This window comes from Actinacidiphila glaucinigra, from assembly GCF_035918135.1.
Classification (GTDB): Bacteria; Actinomycetota; Actinomycetes; order Streptomycetales; family Streptomycetaceae; genus Actinacidiphila; species Actinacidiphila glaucinigra.
Genome location: NZ_CP109144.1, coordinates 1,755,586 through 1,771,454, shown reverse-complemented (window position 1 = coordinate 1,771,454; position 15,869 = coordinate 1,755,586). Strand labels below are relative to the sequence as shown.

The following is a 15,869-nucleotide window of genomic DNA, read 5'->3' as shown; positions in this document are numbered from 1 at the left end:
GTCGGCGGCGTGTCCCGGGCCCGAGGCGCGGTCCGCGTCGGGGAGGGTCAGGGAAGAGCGGTCCGGGCCGAGTTGGGGGCGGCGGCGGATCTTCCATAGGATCCGCCAATGATCATAAGCAAACGGCTGGCGGTGGGGCTCTGCGGCCTCGCGGCCACCCTCGCCACCGCGCTCTTCCCGGCCGCGGCGCCGGCCGCCGCGGACGACGGGCCGGAGACCGCTCCCGAGCCCCCGAAGGTCGAGCTCGTGCTCGACGTCAGCGGCTCGATGCGGGCCAACGACATCGACGGCAGGTCCCGCATGTCGGCTGCCAAGCAGGCGTTCAACGAGGTCATCGACGCGGTACCGGACGAGGTGCAGCTCGGCATACGCACCCTCGGCGCCAACTACCCCGGCAAGGACAAGAAGGTCGGCTGCACGGACACCGAGGCCCTCTACCCGGTCGGCAGCGTCGACCGCACCGAGGCCAAGACCGCGGTCGCCACCCTCGCCCCCACCGGATGGACGCCGATCGGCCCCGCCCTGCAGGCCGCGGGCAAGGACCTCGCGGGCGGTGACGGCACCCGCCGCATCGTGCTCATCACCGACGGCGAGGACACCTGCCAGCCGCTCGACCCCTGCGAGGTCGCGCGCGAACTCGCCGCCGAGGGCACCCACCTGGTCGTCGACACCCTCGGCCTGGTGCCCAACACCAAGATCCGCGAGCAGCTCAGCTGCATCGCCGAGGCCACCGGCGGCACCTACACCGCCGTCGACCACGCCGACCAGCTGTCCGACCGCATCAAGCAACTCGTCGACCGCTCGGCCGACAACGTGGTCGTCACCCCCACCGTCACCCAGGGTGCCGACCGCTGCGTCGACGCCCCGCTGCTCGGGGCCGGCGTCTACAGCGACCGCGAGGCGTTCACCGAGCACCGCTGGTACCGGGTGAGCGTCACCGACGGCCAGGAACTGCGGGCCTCCGTCAGCGTCGGCGCCGACCGCGCCGTCAACCGCGACTACGGCGTCCTCGTACGGGCCGTCACCAGCGGCGGCCGGGAACTCGTACGGGGCTCCGAGGCGAGCAGCGGACGCACCGACGTCATCTCGTCCGGCCTGCGCTACGCCTGGCCCGAACGCGACGACTCCGACGCCGCGACCGCCCGCACCGTGTGCATCGAGGTCAGCAACTCCTTCTCCGCCCCGGACGCCGTCAAGCGCACCCCGGGCCTGCCGCTCGAACTCAGCGTCGACCTGGTCTCCTCGCCCGACGAGCCCTCCGACGTCGCCTCCTTCGGCCTGGGCCGCGGCTGGTGGCTGCTGGCGCTGATGGTCGTGACCGGCCTGGTCGCCGGTGTGCTGTGGGGCTGGATCTCGCGCTGGCGCGTCGCCGTCTGGAGGACCAACTGATGCGTACCATCCGAACGGCGCGCCGGGCGGCCGCCGTCCTGCTCGCGGGTGCGGCCCTGTTCGCCGCCGGAGCGGGCACCGCCGCCGCCGACGACGCCACGCCCAGCCCGGGCGCGAGCGGCACGGGGGCCACCGAGGAGACCGTCCAGCCCGGCACCGGGTTCCGCACCGCGGGGAACCTCCGGCCGGGGGTGCGGACCACCCCGGCCAGCGCCTCCACCGGTGACTACCTGTACTGGGTGTTCCCCGCCGCCGCGGGCGAGGTGCCCACGGTCTCCGCGACCGTCACACTGCCGGAGGCCGCGAGCCGGCACGGCAACCAGACCTGGCAGCTCGACGTCTACGACGGCCTGCGCCGCCGTCAGGCGTGCGCCTCGGGCAAGCCGACCAGGACGGCGTCCGCGCAGGACACCCAGCTGGAGCTGAGCTGCCGGCTGCGCACCGTCCGCGCGTGGTCCGAGGCCTGGGCCGACGACCCGCTGCCGGGCGCGTACTACATCCGCCTGACCGTGCTGCGGCTCCCGGACCAGGACCTCGGTCTGCCGGTCCAGGCGCAGATCGGCACCACCTCGACGGACGCGGGCGGCTCCAAGGCCGTCGACGGTGAACTCGCCGCCCCGCTCACCCCCGTCGCCAAGGCCGGGGCCACCCTCGACCCCAATGCCGTGCCCTCCGCCTCCGCCACGGAGGAGTCCGACGAGGCGGCGGACGACGAGGCCGACCCCAGCGCCTCCCCGGTGCCGGCCGGTCTGGCCCAGCCCGAGGACGGCTGGGGCGGCGGCTGGTGGTCCGACCGCTGGATCTGGACCGCGGCCGGAGGCGTGCTCGCCGCGCTCGCGGGCGTCGCCGGCTACAGCCTCACCCGTGGACGGGGACGCGTCCGCCCGGTCGCCTGACCCGCGGGACCTTTCACGCGCCGGTACGGAGCCCCGGCGGCTCCGTACCGGCGCGTCCGCGTTCACCCCTGCCCGGCGGCCGCCCTCCGCGCCGCCGCGCGCAGCGGCTCCGCCGTCCCCGGGTGCGGGCCGCGTTCCGCCCACTCCAGCGGGGTGAGCCCCGTGCCGTGGTCCTCATGCAGCCCGGGGTCGGCGCCGCGGGCCGGCAGCCGGCGCACCGTCTCCTCGTCGCCGTGGTCGCGTAGAGCGGGGTCGTGCCGTCCGGGTCGGCGTGTTCGGGGGACGCCCCCGGCGCAGCAGCTCCCCGGCGGTACGCAGGGCGCCGCTTCCCGCCGCGTTGACCAAGGCCCGGCTCGGCTTCTCGCGGCGTCTGCGGTTCGCCGGGACAGGTTACGGGGCGCCCGCCCCGCCCCGGCCGATCCCCAGGCGGGCGACGCGGCCCTGCTCGCCGGCGGCCCAGCAGCCCAGGTCCGGGGCGCAGTCGACGGTGTCGTAGGACCCGGTGTCGAACTGCCGCCAGGTCCGGCCGCCGTCCAGGCTCAGGTCGCTGCCGGACGGGCCCACCGCGATCGCCGCGCGCGAGGAGTACGGCAGCCAGGCCACGCCCGAACGGTAGGCGGCCGGGGGACGTCCGGAGCCGGACCAGGTCGTGCCGCCGTCGCGGGACACCGCGGCGGCCTCGGGGGAGGCCTGGTCGGGGCGGTAGTCCCCGCCCACGGCGATCCCGTGCCGCGTGTCGCGGAAGGCCAGCGCGAACACACCCTTCGCCGGGTCGCCGGCGGGCAGCGTGGACGCCGCCACGGTCCAGGTCAGCCCCCGGTCACGGGAGTGCAGGACACGGGCCTGCGACGCCCCGCCGGTCGCCAGCCACACGTCGCGCGGGCCACGGCTCACCAGGCACTGACCGCTCGCCGCGAAGGAGGCCTCGCCGGCGAGCGCGGGCGGCATGCCGGCGGAGGGCAGCACCCGCCAACTGCGGCCGCCGTCACCGGTGGACAGCATCCGGTACCTGCCGTCGACCGGGTCGCTGACGGCGAGGCCGTGCCGGTCGTCGAAGAAGGTGACGCAGTCGTAGAAGGCCCGGGGGTCGGAGTTGCGGAAGGTCTCCGTCCAGGTCGCGCCGCCGTCCTGGGTGCGGAACACGCGGGACGCCTCGCCCTCCCCGATCGCCAGCACCACCGCGCGCCGCGCGTCGAACGCCTCGATGTCACGGAACTGCAGCTCGGCGGCACCGGGCGGCGACACGTCCGCCCAGTGGCGTCCGCCGTCCGCCGTGCGCAGCACCTTGCCCTCGGAACCGGCCACCCAGGCGGTGTCCCTGCCGACCGCCGACAGCCCGCGGAACCGGGCCGTGCTGCCGGTCTCCTTCAGCTCCCAGCGCGGACCGGGCCGTTCACCCGTCGCGCGGGCCGGGACCGCCGTCAGCGCGGCGAGCGCCGCCCCGCACAGCACGGCCGTCCACACCCGTCTCATCGTCCCCATCGGCGTCATGGCGCGGCAACCTAGCCCACCGCGGGGCACCGCACCAGACCGCCTCCGGCGCACCGCGTCGTTCCCGGTCCGCGGTCGACGCGCTTGTGCCGCGACGGCTGAGCCGCGCGGGCGCCCCGAGCGGGCGGGAGGCCCGCGGACCTGCGGCCGCGACGCCAACCGCGGTCGTCGGGCCGCGGGTCCGCGTGGGCGCCGGGTTGTCCCCGCCGCCGGGCGGTCCGGTCACCGGCGGCGGGAACGGGTGGTGTCCCGGCGAGGTCGGTCCGGTGCGGTCGGCCCGGTGTCCGCACTCCCTCGTGGGCGGGTCTTCCGGGAGTCTGCGGACCGCTGCCGTTTCAGGGCGCCCGGGGTTTGCGGACCGGCGGCGCGATGTGCCGTGCGGACCCGAGGCCTGCGGTCGCGCCGCCGACAGCGGCCGCGCCGGGTCGTCCGGCGCGGTCCGCCCGTGTGTCCGAACTCCCCTCGTCGGGCGGGTCTTCCGGGAGTCCGTGGACGGCCTGCCGCCCACGGCACCGCACTGCGGGGCGCGCGGCTGCTGAGACCCTGGTTCGGCGGGCCGCAGGGCCGCCGTGCCGGTCCGGCAGGGCCGGATCGTCAACGGGCCGGCGTCAGCGCCGTCCTGGCCTGCTCGACGGCGATGGCCACCCGGGGGGACCCGCAGTCCCGGGCGAGTTCCACGGCGTCCCCGGTCAGGGTGCGGGCGGTGTCGAGGTCGCCGGTCAGGGCGCGGGCGAGCGCGGCACGCGCGGTGTAGAGAGTGCGGTCGCGCCGGTAGAGGGGGTCCTGGATCGCCAGAGCCTTCTCCAGCAACGGGGCGGCCTCCTCCGCACGGCCGAGGTCCAGCAGCGCGATCCCGCTCTGCGCGCACAGCTCCGCCTCGTCGAACCAGTAGATCCAGGACGGGTCGTCGTCGCCCGGCGCGGTGTCCAGCAGCCGCCCCGCCTCCTCCAGCGACCGGCGGCACGCCGAGTCCTCGCCGAGCCCCGCGTGCGCCCGGGCCCGGCGGGTGGCGAGCATCGCCCGGGTGCGCGAGGTCGCCCCCGCCGCGGCGGACTCCGCGGCCCGGGCCGCGGTGAGGGCGTCGTCGTGGCGGCCCGCGAACACGGCCTGGAGGCTCAGTCCCGCCCACAGGTTGGCGGCCTGCGGGCGGTCCTGCGCGCCGTGCGCGAGGCGCAGTCCGGTGAGGAAGTGCCGCTGGGCCGCCCCGTGCCGTCCGCAGTCCGTGGCGGACCAGCCGCCCAGCTGGGCCAGCCCTGCGGCGGCGCGCAGCAGGCGGGCGTCGAGTCCGCCCCGGGACGGCCCCCGGCGCAGCAGGTCCAGGGCGATCCGCAGATCGGCCTCGACCCGGTGCCGCACGGCCGCGCCGCCGAGCCGGTCGTCCAGCCGGCGCAGGCCGAGCACACCGCGCTCCAGCCAGGCCACGGTCTCCTCGTCGGCCGCCTGCCCCTCCCGGCCGGCGACCGCGCCGCCCGGCGACGGCCCGCCGCCCCGCGCGCCGTCCGTCGCGGCCGTCCAGTCGGTGACGGCGTCGCGGAACTCCGGTCCCTCCAGCACGGGGTGGCCGCGCGGGTCGCGTCCCCCGCCGTCCAGGAGGGCGTCCAACGCGTCGAGACCGCCCGCCCGGGTCCACGGCAGCCCGTCGGGGATGCCGGCGAACGTCGGTAACCAGCCGGGCCACGGACGGGCGTCGACCTCCCGCAGCCGTACGCCCAGCGCCCGGGCGAGGGCGCGCTGGCTGTCCCTCTCCGGCACCACGCCCCAGTGTTCCCAGCGCCACACCTTCTCCCGCCGGGCCGCCATGGGTACGCCGAGGGCACGGGCGTTGTCGGCGACGACCCGGGCGAGGTCCTGGTAGCTCCAGCCGTGGCTGCGCCGTACGGACGCCAGGGGATGGGGAGGTGCCGGCGCGGTGTCGTCCGCCACGGCGATGCTCCTTCGTCTCATATTCGTACGTTCGAATATCAGGCGCGGCGCATGCCGCGCAGGCGATCGCCGCGATCCGTCCCGATCCGTGTCCCGCGGCGCCCGCCCGTGCCCGTACACACGTGCGGGACTACATCGAGACAACAGAACCGGACTTGAAGTGGACCTGCTCATACCGGTTGGCTTTGTGTGATCAAGCGATCACCGGACGCCGAACGGGAAGCCCCGCCCCGGGCCGGACCTCACGTGCGCGCCGTGGAGGCACCCCGAGGATGACTCCTCCTCCACCGTTCGGTTTCTCCCGCTCCCGGGACGACCTGCGATTCGATCCTGCCCTGGACGACGAGGCACTGGCCGACGCCCGCGCCGCGCTTGCCCAGGGACGCTGGACGGCCGCCCGCAGCCTGCTCGCCGAGACCGGCGACGACTGGGACCGTCGCGGGCACCGCCTGGTCGTCCTCGGCGAGGGCGGCGCCAGCGCCACCTGGGCCCGCGAGTGGCAGCTCGCCGAACCCGGCAGTTCCGACGCGGCCGCGCTGCTGGCCGCCGCCACGGTGTTCCGCGCCGTCGCGGGCAAGGAGAAACCCGAACGGGCCCGTGAGGCCTGCCTCGCCGCCGCCGCGCTCACCCCGGCCGACCCCACACCGTGGCTCTGCCTGCTGATCCTGGCCCGCCACACCGGCAGCGACGACGAGCAGATACGCGCCTTCGACCAGGTCCGCGGCCGCCACCGCAGCCACCACCACGGGCACCACCTGATGACCGCCTGCCTCGCCGAACGCCCCCAGGCCGCCGCGGACGGCGGGGCCTTCCACGAGGTGTACGAGTTCGTCGACTGGGCCGCCAGCGAGGCGCCCGCGGGCTCACCGCTGGCCGTCCTCCCGGTCGTCGCCCACGCCGAGCTGTACCGCGTCCAGGCCGCCGCCGGCACCCTGCCCGCCGACCCCGCGGCCTCCGGGCACTGGGACGGATGGCGGGCCCGGCAGGCACTCAAGCGGGGCTTCGACTGGTGGCTGGAGTTCGACGGCGACGGGCACGACCACCCGCGCCTCCACCTCGACCTCAACTTCCTCGTCCACGCGCAGTTCCTGCACGGCCGCACCGCCGAGGCCGCGGCCCTGTTCAACCGGATCGGCGGTCACGCCACCCGCATCCCGTGGGCCTATCCGGACCGCGACCCCAAGAAGGCCTTCCGCGCCGCGCGAGAGGCCGTCCTCGGTCCCGGCTCCCCGTAGGGCCCGCCCCACATGACGCACCAGCACCACCCCCACCCCTCCCAGGAAGGAACCGCCATGCTGACGGGCAACAGCGGGATCAGCACGTTCAAAGGCGAGGAGAGAGCCCTGAGGGCCGACCGCCTCGGCATGTCAGGCCTGCTCCTGTCCGTGGTCGCCGCCAGCGCGCCGCTGATGGTGGTCGCGGGCGTCATGCCCACCACGTACGGCGTGATGGGCATCGTCGGGCAGCCGCTGCTGTTCGTCATCCTCGGCGTGGTCCTGCTCCTCTTCAGCGTCGGCTACGCCGAGATGAGCCGCCACGTCCACAACGCGGGCGCCTTCTACGCCTACATCGCCCGCGGGCTCGGCGGCACCGCGGGCGCCGCCGCCTCGCTCGTCGCCCTGGTGTCGTACAGCGCCATGCAGTTCGCGGTCTTCGGCCTGTTCGGCTTCGAGATCTCCGGGCTCTTCCAGACGTACCTCGACATCACCGTCGCCTGGTGGATCCCGGCCGTGCTCGGCGTCCTCGCGGTCGGCGCGCTCGGCTGGCTCAAGATCGACGTCAACGCCAAGGTCCTCGGCGTCCTGCTGGTGATCGAGATCGCGCTCGTCGTCGTCTTCGACGTCGCCGCCATCGGCAGCCCCGCCAAGGAGGGCCTGTCGCTGCACGCCTTCGACCCGAGCACGCTCAGCGGCGCGGGCCTGGGCACCGCCCTGTGCTTCTGCATCGCCAGCTTCGTCGGCTTCGAGCAGTCGCCGGTCTACGCCGAGGAGACCAGCCGTCCGCAGGTCGTGGTCGCCCGGGTGACCTTCCTCGCCGTCACCTTCGTCGCGGTCTTCTTCGCCATCAGCTCCTGGGCGCTGAGCATCGCGGCCGGCCCGTCCCAGATCGTCGAGGAGTCGCAGAAGCAGGGACCCGGGCTGCTCTTCGGCCTCAGCGAGTCCATCATCGGGGCCACCTTCACCGACGTCCTGCACGTCCTCTACGTGACCGGCATGTTCGCCTGCCTGCTCAGCTTCCACAACGTCGTCGCCCGCTACGCCTTCGCCATGGGCCGCGAGGGCCTGCTGCCCTCCGCCTTCGGCCGCACCAACCCCAACAGCGGCGCCCCCGCCTTCGGCTCGCTGCTGCAGACGCTGGTGTCCCTCGGCTTCGTGGTCGCCTTCGCCGTCACCGACAGCAGCGCCGCGGCCGACCACGACCCGACCGCGCCCGTGCTGAAGCTGTTCACCTGGTTCGGCAACGTCGGCGCCCTGGGCGTCATCGTGCTGCTGGCGACCGCGTCCTTCGCCGTCATCGGCTACTTCGTCCGCCGCGGCGCGCTGCGCACCCAGGCGCCGCGGATCGCCGCCTCCGCGCTCGCGGGCATCGCGCTGATCGTCATCGCCGTCTACGCCGTCAAGGACTTCGACGTCCTGGTCGCCGGCGACGGGTCCGCCGTCTCCTGGGTGCTGCCCGGCATCATCGGCGCCGCCGTCGTCGGCGGCCTGGTGTACGGGGCGGTGCTGCGCGCCACGCGTCCCGAGGTGCACGCCCGCATCGGCCTCGGCAACGAGGCGTTCCGGATCGAGCAGGCCCGCGAGACCGCCGACACCGACGCGGAGACCGCCGCCTCCTGACCCCGTCCGGCCCGTCGCCCCTCTGGCCCGGGGGGCGGCGGGCCGGTTCCATGTCCGTAGCACCCGTCCGCGCAACGACCAACGTCCACAAGAGGGTTGTCCCGATGTCCTCCTGCTGCCACACCGACGCAGACGCCGCGCCCGCCGCACCCCACCCCCTCGACCCGCTGACCGCCGACGAGATCTCCGCCGCCCGCCGCATCCTGACCGAGGAGGGCAGGGTCACCGACGCGACCCGCTTCCCCCTCGTCCTCCTCGACGAGCCCGACCGGCACACCGCCGACGCCCACCGCGACGGGGACCCCGTGGTGCGCCGGCTGCGCGTCACCCTCCTCGACTCGGTCACCGGCGCCGCCGCCGAGGCCCTGGTCGACGTCACCGCGGGCGCCGTCGTCGCCCACCGCGCACTCGACACCGAGCAGGAGGGCCAGCCACCGGTCACCTTCGAGGAGTACGAGATCGTCGAGCAGGTCGTGAAGGCCGACCCCGGCTGGCGCAAGGCCATGGCCGAACGCGGCGTCACCGACCTCGACCTCGCCGTCGCCGCCCCCCTCGGCGCCGGCCCGCTGCGTTTCGAGGACCGGCCCGGCGCCCGCCTGATGCGCTCCCTAACCTGGCTGCGCTGCGACGCCTCCGACAGCCCCTGGGCGCACCCGGTGGCCGGGCTCGTCGCCGACGTGGACGTCATCGAGCGCAAGGTCGTGCGCCTCATCGACACCGGCGCCGTGCCCATCCCCACCGAATGCGGCCGCTACGAGGCCGAGTTCAACGGCCCGGCCCGCACCGACCTGCGCCCGCTGGAGATCACCCAGCCCGAGGGGCCGTCCTTCGCCCTGAGCGGCCGGCTGCTGACCTGGCAGAAGTGGCGCTTCCGCATCGACTTCAACGGCCGCGAGGGCCTGGTCCTGCACCAGATCGGCCACGAGGACGGCGACCGCGTCCGTCCCGTGCTGCACCGCGCCTCCCTGGCCGAGATGGCGGTCGCCTACGCCGAGCCCGGCGACGACCGCAACTGGGTCGCCTTCCTCGACGCGGGCGAGTACTCGCTCGGCCGCAACGCCAACGCTTTGAAGCTGGGCTGCGACTGCCTCGGCGAGATCACCTACCTCGACGCCGTCCTCTCCGACGACCTCGGCAACCCCGAGACGCTGCCCAACGCCATCTGCATCCACGAGGAGGACTACGGCCTCCTGTGGAAGCACACCGACATCTTCAACGACATGGCCGCCGAGAGCCGCCGCGCGCGCCGCCTGGTCGTCTCCTACATCGCCACCGTGGGCAACTACGACTACGGCTTCTACTGGTACTTCCACCAGGACGGCACGATCGGCTTCGAGGCCAAGTCCACCGGCATCGTGCAGACCTCCGCCGTCGAGCCCGGCACCGCCGACGCGGTCGGCACGGAGGTCGCGCCCGGCCTGCTCGCCCCGTTCCACCAGCACCTGTTCTGCGTACGGCTGGACGCGGCGGTCGACGGCCACGCCAACACGGTGGAGGAGGTGGACGTCGTCCCCGTCCCGAGCGGACCGGACAACCCCAACGGCAACGTCTTCACCACCCGCGTGACCCCCGTCGCCGACAGCGCCGAGGGCGGCCGCCTCGCCGACCCGCTGGCCGGCCGCCGCTGGCGGATCACCAACCCCGGTTCCCTCAACCGCATGGGCAAGCCCGTGGCGTACACCCTCGTGCCGCAGCCCGGCCCGGTCGTCCTCGCCCAGCCCGACTCGGCGGTCGCCCGGCGCATGGCCTACGGCACCAAGCACGTGTGGGTCACCCGCCACCGCCCCGAGCGGCGCTTCCCCGCGGGCGACTACCCGAACCAGAACGCGGGCGGCGCCGGACTGCCCCTGTGGACCGCGGCGGGCGAGTCGCTGGAGGACACCGAGCTGACCGTCTGGCACACCTTCGGCCCCACCCACCTGCCGCGGCTGGAGGAGTGGCCGGTCATGCCCGTCGACCACAGCGGGTTCACCCTCAAGCCGACCGGCTTCTTCGACCGCAACCCCTCGCTGGACCTCCCCAAGGAGACCCCGCGGGGCGAGGGCCACTGCCACACCGCCTGACGTGAACCCGTGCCCCGGCTCCGCGGTCCGCACGGACCGCGGAGCCGGGGCGCACCGCTCAGGAGCGGTGCGGAGGGACGTTCTCGTGGACCCGCTTGGGGTCGGTCTCGGCGACCGGCTCCAGGATCTCCTCGATGCGCGCCATCAGCTCCTTCTCCAGGACGACGCCCGCCGCCTTGGCGTTCTCCGCGACCTGCTCGGGGCGGGAGGCGCCGACGATGGCCGCCGAGACGTTGGAGTTCTGCAGCACCCACGCCACCGCCAGCTGGGCCAGGGACAGCCCGGCCTCCGCGGCGAGCGGCTGGAGCTGCTGGACGGCGTCGAGCACGTCGTCGCGCATCCACCGCGAGATCATGCCCGCGCCACCCTTGTCGTCGGTGGCACGCGAGCCCGCCGGGGGCTCCTGCCCCCGACGGTACTTGCCGGTCAGCACACCCTGCGCGATCGGCGAGAAGACGACCTGGCCCATGCCCAGTTCCTCGCAGGCCGGGACGACCTCGCCCTCGATGGTCCGCCACAGGGCGTTGTACTGCGGCTGGTTCGACACCAGCGGGATGCGCAGCTCCCGCGCCATGGCGTGGGCGCGCCGGATCTGCTCCGCGGGCCACTCCGAGACGCCGATGTAGAGGGCCTTGCCCGAGTGGACGACGTCGGCGAACGCCTCCATCGTCTCCTCGAGCGGGGTGTCCACGTCGTACCGGTGCGCCTGGTAGAGGTCGACGTAGTCGGTCTGCAGGCGGCGCAGCGAGCCGGCGATCGACTCCATGATGTGCTTGCGCGACAGCCCGCGGTCGTTGCGGCCCGGGCCGGTCGGCCAGAAGACCTTGGTGAAGATCTCGATGCCCTCGCGGCGCTCGCCCTTCAGCGCCTCACCGAGGACGGACTCGGCACGCGTGCCCGCGTAGACGTCGGCGGTGTCGAAGCTGGTGATGCCGACGTCCAGTGCCGCGCGCACGCACGCCGTGGCGGCGTCCGCCTCCACCTGCGAGCCGTGGGTGAGCCAGTTGCCGTACGCGATCTCGCTGATGACCAGGCCGCTACGGCCGAGATGGCGGTATTCCATGGGAGCGAAGCCTCCGGTGGCGTGTCCGTGGGTGCCGGCCGGCCGGGTGCTGGCGCACCGGGGCCCGCCGGGGGCGCGGCGCCCGGTCGGGCGTCGGCCGCAGAAAAGGTGGCAGGGGCAAATACACCTGATCATTACATGCCCCGGTTACGGCGCGGGGGCGGGTCCCCCCGTCCCCGGCGGCCCCCGCCGCGTCCGGCCTCAGCGGAAGTCCGGGGTCCACAGGCGCACCGTGGCGAACTCCGCACCGGGGCGGGTACGCGCGTACGCCGGCGTTCCGTCGGCGTCGAGGAACTCGACCGTCGGCCCGCCCCAGCCACGGGGCCCCGCCGCCTGCGACCGGGCCCGGATGCGCGTCCCGGTCGGCTGGTTGGTGTACGCGCTCACCCCGCTCGCCCCGTCCACCTGCCGGTACCTGCTGGTCGCGACGTCCAGCCGGTACACCCCGTACGTGTCGGTGAACCACAGCGACCCCGGGTCGCCGTACACCGGCTGCAGATCACGGCCCTCGCCCTCGAAGCGGACGGCGCTGTGCTCCGTCAGCGTCGTCGCCGTGCCCCGGCCCGACACCGCGTAGCGCACCAGCCGCTCGGCGCCGATCGCCCACAGCGCCCCGTGCTCCGGGTCGTACAGCACACCGCGCGCCCTCGGCAGCGGCACCGTGCGGAACGGCGCGCTCTGCTCGGTGTCCGCGTACAGCCGCAGGCGCCCGGGCGCGCCGGAGGCCACCACGATCACCCCGCCCGGGATGCGCTCGATCGCGTGCGGGCTGTCGGCCGGGGTCACCGTCTGCCACACGATCGCCCCGGTGTCCTCGCGCACCATCGCCGCCCGGCCGCCGGACGCGGCCACGAGCACGACCCGCCCGTACGCCTGCGTCCTGCGCAGCCGCACGTCCGACAGGTGCTGCCAGCTCGTGCCGGCCCCGCCCGGCGCACTCCAGCGCCAGGTCACGGCGGCGGGCCCCGACCAGTCCGCGGCCTCGGGGTCGAAGACCAGGACGGCGTTGCAGGACTGGTCCGCCGTGGCGATGGGATGGCTCTTCCGCGCGGCGTGCCGCGTCATGTCGTGCCCCCGTACGTCGTTGACGTGCCAACGAATATTCGGAGGATAGCGACGGCAGGTGCTGCCACGATGGGCCGCGTGACCGTACCGCGACCGAACGTCCACGCTTCGCCCGTATGGGAGATCGCCCCTCTCGCCGTTGACGACGCCGTCTCGAAGGACCTGCTGTGGAGGTACTACGACGACATCGTCAGCCGCTACTACGGCAGGCCGATGACCCGGGGGGAGATCGACGACCTGCTCACCGAGGACACCAGTGACGACCTCTCCGGCGAATGCGGGCGCTTCCTCGTCGGCCGCCACGGGGGCCGCCCGGCCGGGTGCGCGGGCGTCCGTGTCCTCGCCCCCGGCGTCGCCGAACTCCGCCGCGTCTGGGTCGCCCCGGCGGCCCGCCGCACCGGCGGGGCCGCGCTGCTGGTGGGGGCCGCGGAGCGTGCGGCGCGCGATCACCTGGGCGCGGACGTGATCCGCCTCGACACGCGGGCCGACCTGGTCGAGGCACGGACCCTGTACGCGAAGCTGGGCTACCGCGAGATCGCCGACTACAACGGCGAACGTTACGCCGACCACTGGTTCGAGAAGCGTCTCGGCCCGGACTCCGGCGCGGACTCCGGCGCGGCATAGGCCCAGGCTCGCGGCCGGGCGGCCGGGCTCCGCAATAATGCAGCGGTAGTCCAGCCAGAAAGCAGGTCGCACATCGTGACGACAACGGTCTCGGTCGAGCGCAGGATCGCCGAGGAACTCGGCGTACGGGAAGGTCAGGTCACATCGGCGGTCGAGCTGCTCGACGGCGGCGCGACCGTGCCGTTCGTGGCCCGGTACCGCAAGGAGGCGACGGACGGTCTCGACGACGCCCAGCTGCGGACGCTGGAGGAGCGCCTGCGCTACCTGCGCGAACTGGACGAGCGGCGGGCCGCGATCCTGGAGTCCATCGAGTCCCAGGGCAAGCTCGACGACGCACTGAAGGCGCAGATCCTCGCCGCGGACTCCAAGGCCCGCCTCGAGGACATCTACCTGCCCTTCAAGCCCAAGCGGCGCACCAAGGCGCAGATCGCCCGCGAGGCTGGCCTGGAGCCGCTCGCCGACCGCCTCGTCGGTGATCCGTCCCTGGACCCGCAGGCCGAGGCCGCCGGCTTTGTCGACGCCGACAAGGGCGTCGCCGACGCCGCGGCGGCGCTGGAGGGCGCCCGGTCGATCCTCACCGAGCGGTGGTCCGAGGACGCCGACCTCGTCGGTGAACTCCGCACCCGGATGTGGGAGCGGGGCCGGCTCGTCGCCAAGGTGCGCGCGGGCAAGGAGGAGGAGGGCGCGAAGTTCGCGGACTACTTCGACTTCGCCGAGCCGTTCACCAAGCTCCCCTCGCACCGTGTGCTCGCCATGCTGCGCGGCGAGAAGGAGGAGGTCCTCGACCTCACCATGGAGCCCGAGGAGCCCGTCGAGGAGGGCCCCTCCACCTTCGAGCGCAAGATCGCCCACCACTTCGGCATCACCGACCGCGGCCGCCCCGCCGACAAGTGGCTCGGCGACAGCGTGCGCTGGGCCTGGCGCACCCGCTTCCTCGTGCGGCTCGGGCTCGACCTGCGCGTCCAGCTGCGCCAGGACGCGGAGGAAGAGGCGGTCCGGGTCTTCGCCGCGAACCTGCGCGACCTGCTGCTGGCCGCCCCCGCCGGCACGCGCGCCACCATGGGCCTGGACCCGGGCTTCCGCACCGGCGTCAAGGTGGCCGTGGTCGACGCGACGGGCAAGGTCGTCGCCACCGACACCATCTACCCGCACGTGCCGCGCAACCAGTGGGACGCCTCCATCGCGACCCTCGCCCGGCTCGCCGCCGCCCACAAGGTCGACCTCGTCGCCATCGGCAACGGCACCGCATCCCGCGAGACCGACAAGCTCGCCGCGGACCTCGTCAAGCGCCACCCGGAGCTGAAGCTCACCAAGGCCGTCGTCTCCGAGGCCGGCGCCTCGGTGTACTCAGCCTCCGCCTACGCCTCGGCCGAGCTGCCCGAACTCGACGTGTCGCTGCGCGGCGCGGTCTCCATCGCCCGCCGCCTCCAGGACCCGCTCGCCGAACTCGTCAAGATCGACCCCAAGTCGATCGGCGTCGGCCAGTACCAGCACGACCTGTCCGAGGTGAAGCTCTCGCGTTCCCTCGACGCGGTCGTCGAGGACTGCGTGAACGGTGTCGGCGTCGACGTCAACACCGCCTCCGTGCCGCTGCTGCGCCGCGTCTCCGGCATCACCGAGGGCCTGGCCGCCAACATCGTCGCCCACCGCGACACCAACGGCCCGTTCCGCCGGCGCACCGCCCTGAAGGACGTGGCCCGGCTCGGCCCGAAGGCGTACGAGCAGTGCGCCGGCTTCCTGCGCATCCCCGACGGCGACGACCCGCTGGACGCCTCCAGCGTGCACCCCGAGTCCTACCCCGTCGTACGGCGCATGAGCACCGCGGCGGGCACCGACATCAAGGCGCTCATCGGCAACGCCACGGTGCTGCGCGGGCTGAGGCCGCAGGAGTTCGTCGACGACACCTTCGGTCTGCCGACGGTCAGCGACATCCTCTCCGAGCTGGAGAAGCCCGGACGCGACCCGCGGCCCGCCTTCAAGACCGCCGCCTTCAAGGAGGGCGTGGAGGAGCTCAAGCACCTCGAGCCCGGCATGGTCCTGGAGGGCGTCGTCACCAATGTCGCGGCCTTCGGCGCCTTCGTGGACGTCGGCGTCCACCAGGACGGTCTCGTGCACGTCTCGGCGATGTCCAGGAACTTCGTGAGCGACCCGCGCGAGGTCGTCAAGCCCGGCGACATCGTCCGCGTCAAGGTGCTCGACGTCGACATCCCGCGCAAGCGCATCTCCCTCACCCTTCGCCTGGAGGACGAGGCGGGCGCGGCCAAGGGCAACGCCGGCGGCGGCCGCCAGGACCGCGGTCCCCGCCCCGAGCGCCAGGAGCGCGGTCCCCGCCCCGACCGCCGGGGCGGCAACCCGCCCCGCCAGTCCCGGGGCGACCGCGACCGTCCGGCCCCCGGCGGTGCCATGGCCGACGCCCTGCGTCGTGCCGGGCTCGACAAGGGCCTCGGCGGAGGCAACGGCCGCCGCGGCTGAGCCCGCTGCCCGAGGCGCGCTCTCCCCGGCCGTAGTACGGGGGAGC

At 74.3% G+C, this 15,869-nt stretch carries 12 protein-coding genes; 7 read left to right on the top strand and 5 right to left on the bottom strand.

Annotated features, from left to right (window positions below; all coding sequences use genetic code 11):
* The first annotated feature begins 108 nt into the window (after positions 1 to 108).
* Together OIE69_RS07845 and OIE69_RS07840 are read left to right on the top strand one after the other, a co-directional pair.
* Entirely contained in the window at positions 109 to 1,389 is a 1,281-nt protein-coding gene (locus OIE69_RS07845) for a VWA domain-containing protein (protein WP_326571215.1), read from the top strand.
* Positions 1,389 to 2,285: a hypothetical protein gene (locus OIE69_RS07840; protein WP_326571214.1), complete on the top strand. Its 897-nt coding sequence runs from the start codon at positions 1,389 to 1,391 to the stop codon at positions 2,283 to 2,285. The genes OIE69_RS07845 and OIE69_RS07840 overlap by 1 nt, the downstream gene beginning before the upstream one ends.
* A 62-nt stretch (positions 2,286 to 2,347) precedes the next feature.
* Here OIE69_RS07840 and OIE69_RS07835 read toward each other — a convergent pair whose 3' ends face one another.
* The 3 genes from OIE69_RS07835 to OIE69_RS07825 form a co-directional block, all read right to left on the bottom strand.
* A complete protein-coding gene (locus OIE69_RS07835; RefSeq protein ID WP_326571213.1) occupies positions 2,348 to 2,503 on the bottom strand; it encodes a hypothetical protein in 156 nt (51 codons plus the stop codon).
* Between the two features lie 172 nt (positions 2,504 to 2,675).
* Positions 2,676 to 3,767: a WD40/YVTN/BNR-like repeat-containing protein gene (locus OIE69_RS07830; protein WP_392567478.1), complete on the bottom strand. Its 1,092-nt coding sequence runs from the start codon at positions 3,765 to 3,767 to the stop codon at positions 2,676 to 2,678.
* 603 nt (positions 3,768 to 4,370) lie between these two features.
* A complete protein-coding gene (locus OIE69_RS07825) occupies positions 4,371 to 5,720 on the bottom strand; it encodes a hypothetical protein (RefSeq protein ID WP_326571212.1) in 1,350 nt (449 codons plus the stop codon).
* 251 nt (positions 5,721 to 5,971) lie between these two features.
* On the opposite strand from OIE69_RS07825, the gene OIE69_RS07820 reads away from it, so the two are divergent.
* The 3 genes from OIE69_RS07820 (at position 5,972) to OIE69_RS07810 (ending at position 10,599) form a co-directional block, all read left to right on the top strand.
* Entirely contained in the window at positions 5,972 to 6,934 is a 963-nt protein-coding gene (locus OIE69_RS07820; RefSeq protein WP_326571211.1) for a hypothetical protein, read from the top strand.
* A gap of 57 nt (positions 6,935 to 6,991) precedes the next feature.
* The gene (locus OIE69_RS07815; protein WP_326571210.1) at positions 6,992 to 8,536 is read left to right on the top strand and encodes an APC family permease; all 1,545 of its coding nucleotides are present in this window, start codon (positions 6,992 to 6,994) and stop codon (positions 8,534 to 8,536) included.
* Between the two features lie 104 nt (positions 8,537 to 8,640).
* On the top strand, positions 8,641 to 10,599 hold the full coding sequence (locus tag OIE69_RS07810; protein WP_392567655.1) for a primary-amine oxidase: 1,959 nt from the start codon (positions 8,641 to 8,643) through the stop codon (positions 10,597 to 10,599).
* Positions 10,600 to 10,657: 58 nt separating this feature from the next.
* On the opposite strand, the gene OIE69_RS07805 is transcribed toward OIE69_RS07810, so the two are convergent.
* Both OIE69_RS07805 and OIE69_RS07800 read right to left on the bottom strand, forming a co-directional pair.
* Positions 10,658 to 11,662, bottom strand: a complete 1,005-nt coding sequence (locus tag OIE69_RS07805) for an aldo/keto reductase family protein (RefSeq protein ID WP_326571208.1) — start codon at positions 11,660 to 11,662, stop codon at positions 10,658 to 10,660.
* A gap of 201 nt (positions 11,663 to 11,863) precedes the next feature.
* Entirely contained in the window at positions 11,864 to 12,727 is an 864-nt protein-coding gene (locus OIE69_RS07800) for a DUF6528 family protein (RefSeq protein WP_326571207.1), read from the bottom strand.
* 69 nt (positions 12,728 to 12,796) lie between these two features.
* Here OIE69_RS07800 and OIE69_RS07795 point away from each other — a divergent pair, with 69 nt between their 5' ends.
* Together OIE69_RS07795 and OIE69_RS07790 are read left to right on the top strand one after the other, a co-directional pair.
* On the top strand, positions 12,797 to 13,351 hold the full coding sequence (locus OIE69_RS07795; RefSeq protein WP_326571206.1) for a GNAT family N-acetyltransferase: 555 nt from the start codon (positions 12,797 to 12,799) through the stop codon (positions 13,349 to 13,351).
* Between the two features lie 75 nt (positions 13,352 to 13,426).
* Positions 13,427 to 15,823, top strand: a complete 2,397-nt coding sequence (locus OIE69_RS07790) for a Tex family protein (RefSeq protein WP_326571205.1) — start codon at positions 13,427 to 13,429, stop codon at positions 15,821 to 15,823.
* Positions 15,824 to 15,869 lie beyond the last annotated feature (46 nt).